5 protein-coding genes are annotated in these 4,896 nt (G+C 32.1%); all 5 read right to left on the bottom strand.

The window, feature by feature from the left end:
- Window positions 1–17: 17 nt before the first annotated feature.
- On the bottom strand, window positions 18–1,490 hold the full coding sequence (locus ACIQ11_RS08805) for an erythromycin esterase family protein (protein ID WP_396154273.1): 1,473 nt from the start codon (window positions 1,488–1,490) through the stop codon (window positions 18–20).
- 188 nt (window positions 1,491–1,678) lie between these two features.
- Window positions 1,679–2,503, bottom strand: a complete 825-nt coding sequence (locus ACIQ11_RS08800; RefSeq protein ID WP_291240924.1) for a thymidylate synthase — start codon at window positions 2,501–2,503, stop codon at window positions 1,679–1,681.
- Window positions 2,504–2,533: 30 nt separating this feature from the next.
- Window positions 2,534–2,908: a four helix bundle protein gene (locus ACIQ11_RS08795; protein ID WP_396154272.1), complete on the bottom strand. Its 375-nt coding sequence runs from the start codon at window positions 2,906–2,908 to the stop codon at window positions 2,534–2,536.
- 60 nt (window positions 2,909–2,968) lie between these two features.
- On the bottom strand, window positions 2,969–4,285 hold the full coding sequence (locus ACIQ11_RS08790) for a nucleoside permease (protein WP_396154271.1): 1,317 nt from the start codon (window positions 4,283–4,285) through the stop codon (window positions 2,969–2,971).
- 22 nt (window positions 4,286–4,307) lie between these two features.
- On the bottom strand, window positions 4,308–4,896 hold a 589-nt coding region (locus ACIQ11_RS08785; RefSeq protein WP_396154270.1), incomplete at its 5' end, for a bifunctional nuclease domain-containing protein.

Below are 4,896 nucleotides of genomic sequence, written 5' to 3'. Positions count from 1 at the left end.
TGTTAGTGGCTGTTTTTCTATTTGGCAATTTTTCCCAAGTTAAAATTTTCTGCGGGCTTTGTTTTATCCACGTATATTATGGCGTCAAAATATTCATAAAGATTGGTTGACCAAAGTGCAGATTTTTCATTGATATAAACTGCTCCTGCCTCATAATGCTCATAGTCTTTATTTACAAAGTCTTTTAAGCTTTTTTTATTTGAAATATCTTCAAAGTCGATATAAAATATTGGTGTTTTCAGTTGTGAAAAAGCATTTGTCAAATAACTTTTGGGGTGTGGTTTAACATAGTTATTCGCTACTGGCCAAGGTTCATTTTTGAAGATGCTTTTAGTAAAACTATACATTAAGTAAAAAAGATTTGTTGATGAAGGACTTTGCGAAACAAAACCACCTTCGCTAAAACTGAAACCAACGTTGTAATATTTTTTTCCATATAAGTTACTCAAATGCCATCCCATCCAATTACCTGATTTTAAATCTTCAGAAAACGAGCCCCTTCCAATATGTCCGTTATGAGCCCAAAGCATTATTTTACCATTGTTATTGCTTTCTCTAATCCATTTTATATTTTGTGTCATAGAGCTATCTCTAAATGAAAATGCAGTATTGAAATCTTGCTCTCTGAAATAATTTAATTTTTGTCTAAGTACAGCAATGGTTTGCTTAGCGAATTTATAGTCTGTCGAATCCTTTTTAAACAATGCTGTTTCTTTGCTCAAAACAAATTCTTCTAGATTCTCTAACTTATTCAAATTTGTTTTTTGCATTTCGTCTAATGCTTTATCGTCTAACTCTCCTAATGTAGCTTTGTTTTCATCAATTTTTTCAGGTAGCAGATTCCTATTAAAGCTAGGACTATTTTTACTTAGATAATTGTCAAGCCAGACAATGCAAGATGTAGCATCTTGCATGTCGTAACCATAAAATTGAATTTTTTGATTTGATGTTTTGTCTTTATTGTAGTCTTTCATCCACTCAATTAAATCTAATACCTCTTGTGTTTGCCAAACCCAATAGCCATTTCTTGATAATGCTTCTTTTGCATTTCCTTCTCCAGTTAGAATATACTTGTTAATATCATAGCAAGCGGCAAAATTTGCCTCAATACCAAATAGTTTTACATCATGGTGTTCAACTAAATATTTAAACATCTTGTTTTTGAGTTCAAAAAACTCTTTTGTTCCGTGAGTTGCTTCTCCAAGTCCTATAACGTCAACGTCCTTTAGTTTCTCATTTAAAAAATCAAATTGTAAACTGTCATTTTTAGTGCTTTCAATCGTAATAGGATGAATAGCGCTTTTTAACATTCCTAAATCTCCTTGTGATAAAAGAACTGGTTTCTCTTTTGCACTGAACAAATTTGTTATAGTCTCACCAAAGAATGGTTCTCCTAAAACTGAAGACGCAAAAAATCTAGTAATTAATACAAACAATATCACTACTACTATCGAGGTGCGTTTAAATCTTCTTTTGAATTTGGGCGTCATATTTATATGTTTTAAAAAACGTAAGACGAATTTATATTTAAATTGTTACAAGAAGTATATTCTTATTTATGAACGTGCAAAAATTGCCACTAACTTGTTTATATGCTCAGTTTTTTGTTATTTAGTTGAGCATATCCTCCTATTTTCAAGTAGCTTTGCTCAATTATTATGTGTTTAATATTTTTTTTCTAAACCGAAACTGCACCTTTAATATGCTCGTGCGGGTCGTAGCCTTCCAACGTGAAATCGTCAAAAGTGAAATCGAAAATGTTGGTTACATTTGGGTTTAATTTCATTATTGGTAATTTTCTTGGCTCACGGCTCAATTGTAAATTCACTTGTTCTATATGATTGTTGTAAATATGTGCGTCTCCAAAAGTGTGGATAAATTCGCCCGCTTCTAACCCACAAACTTGTGCTACCATCATCGTAAATAAGGCATACGAAGCAATGTTAAACGGTACGCCTAAGAAAATATCAGCACTACGTTGGTACAACTGACACGATAATTTCCCATCTGAAACATAAAACTGAAAAAACGCGTGACAAGGCGGTAAAGCTGCTTTTCCATTCGCCACATTTTCTGAAAACGAAACGGTAGTATCTGGTAAAACAGAAGGATTCCAAGCTGAAATTAACATTCTACGGCTATTCGGATTGGTTTTTAAGGTTTCGATTAATTCGGTAATTTGATCGATTTCTTCACTATTCCAATTTCTCCATTGGTGCCCATATACGGGTCCTAAATTACCATTTTCATCTGCCCAAGCATCCCAAATTTTTACACCATTTTCTTGTAAATAGGCAATATTAGTTTCGCCTTTTAAAAACCAAAGCAATTCGTGAATAATCGATTTTAAATGTAACTTTTTAGTGGTTACCATAGGAAAACCTTCACTTAAATCAAAACGCATTTGGTAACCAAAAACACTAATGGTTCCAGTTCCTGTTCGGTCGCCTTTTTGAGTTCCGTTTGCTAAAACGTGTTTTACTAAATCGTGATATTGTTTCATCTATATGGGTTTAAGGTGTTGGGTATAGGGTTAAGGGTTTTTGGTATTCGGTTTATTTTTTAAATAAGATAAAAAAGAGGCAATTCTTTTTTCAAGTATTTGAATGGATTCAATTTGTTTTGAAACTATGTTTTCATCTAAATAATTTATATCTGAACACAATATTAATTGGGTTTCTAATTCAAAACAAGAACCTAAACTAATTTCTAAAAATCTACATAAATCTTTATCTGAACTTTTAGCACATCCTTCGGCAATGTTAGATGGAATAGATATTACAGAACGTTTTATTTGTGAAGTCAATCCAAACTTTTCATCGTCTGGCATTTGCTTCATATTCATATAAGTAGCAGCCACAAGCAATCTACTCTCTTTCCAAATATCTAATTCTCTAAAATTTCTCATTCTGAAATAAAAAATTATCTTTTAAAACCTTTTACCAAAAACCCTTAACCTTTTACCCAATTAATGATTAAAAGCCTCTACGTCTTTTGGATTGTGTTTGTGTTTAAATAAAATTGCAAATGCAACAGTAATTATTAAAGCATAAACTGCAAATGTTAGCCAAATGTTATGCCAGTCTTTTCCGTTTGCAGTTGTAAAATAAGTGTCAATTAAAAATCCACTTCCTAAACTTCCTAAAATCGCTCCGAAACCGTTAGTCATCATCATAAATAATCCTTGTGCAGAGGAACGGATTTTAGAATCGGTTGTGGTTTCCACGAAAAGTGAACCTGAAATATTGAAGAAATCGAACGCCAATCCGTACACGATATTCGACATAATTATCATCCATAAACTTCCAATTGGATCGCCATAAGCGAAAAATCCAAAACGCAATACCCAAGCAATTAAACTGAAAAGCATTACTTTTTTAATTCCATATCGGCGTAAGAAAAACGGAATGGCTAAAATAAATATGGTTTCAGAAATTTGAGAAATAGACAACACAATATTTGCCGATTTTACCACAAAAGTTTCTGCATATTTTGGTACGTTTTCAAAATCTTTAATATAGGTTTCGCCATACATATTGGTTAATTGTAAAGCCGCTCCTAAAAACATACTAAAGATAAAAAACATAGCCATTTTAGATTCTTTAAACAATTTAAACGCATCTAAACCGAAAATTTGAGAGAATGTTCTGTTCTTACTTTCGTCTTTTATTGGTTCAATTTTTGGCAAAGTGAACGAAAAAATCCCTAATACAATTGCGAAAAAAGAAGCCATATAAAACTGATTACATTCTACTGGCATATTGGTTATAGAAGCAATCGCTTTTCCTACTCCAATCCCGAAAGAAAAAGGCGGATTTACATTACTAAAAAGATTAGTACACCACATAGCTGCTATAAAACCGATAGTTCCCCAAACTCGAATAGGCGGATAATCTTTAATAACATTAAAATTAAATTTTTTAAGAACGGCGTAAGAAAGCGAGTTTGACAACGACAACGTTGGCATATAAAACAGCATTCCTATTAGTAATACCCAAAAGAAAGTAGATGGGCTATCAATGGCAGGTAAAAAAAGTAAAATGATACCATATAATATATGATGAATTCCGTATAATTTTTCAAGATTCAAATATTTATCTGCGATAATTCCAGAAATGGGTGGCATAATTATGGAACCAATTCCTAATGTAGAAAACACAATACCAAACTCGGCACCAGACCATTGTTTAAAGCCAAATCCATAACTTGCCAAGGTAGTTAACCAGGCACCCCATACAAATAATTGTAAAAAACTTACAATAGTTAATTTTAATTTTATGTTCATTTTGTAGTATTTTGATTGGTGATTATTTTCTATCGATTTCTGCTTTTATTAGGGCTGCTTTTTCGTAATCTTCATTTTGAATAGCTTCTTCTAATAAATTATGTAATTCTTGAATGGAAAATTTTGAATATATGTTTTGCGGTTCTTCTTCGCCATATACTTCAGGTTCAGAAAGTATATCATCGTCATCTATTTCTTCGTCTGAATGTAATTCTTGTTTGTTTTTATTTAAGAAAATTCCAGCTTTATCTAATATGTTTTTGTAGGTAAATATAGGTGCGTTAAATCGTAAGGCTAACGCAATTGCATCAGACGTTCTCGCATCGATTACTTCTTCTTTTGCTTCTTTTTCGCAAACAATACTGGAATAAAAAACACCGTCTACTAATTTATGAATAATCACTTGAGTAATTATGATTTCATATTTTTCTGCGATGGTTTTGAATAAATCGTGTGTTAAAGGACGCGGTGGCGTAATTTCTTTTTCTAAAGCAATAGCAATTGATTGTGCTTCAAAGGCACCAATAACAATAGGTAATTGTCTGTCGCCATCTACTTCATTCAAAATTAAAGCATAGGCTCCATTTTGTGTTTGACTATACGATATTCCT

The organism is Flavobacterium sp., from assembly GCF_044361065.1.
Classification (GTDB): Bacteria; Bacteroidota; Bacteroidia; order Flavobacteriales; family Flavobacteriaceae; genus Flavobacterium.
This window is presented reverse-complemented; position numbering and strand designations above follow the sequence as displayed.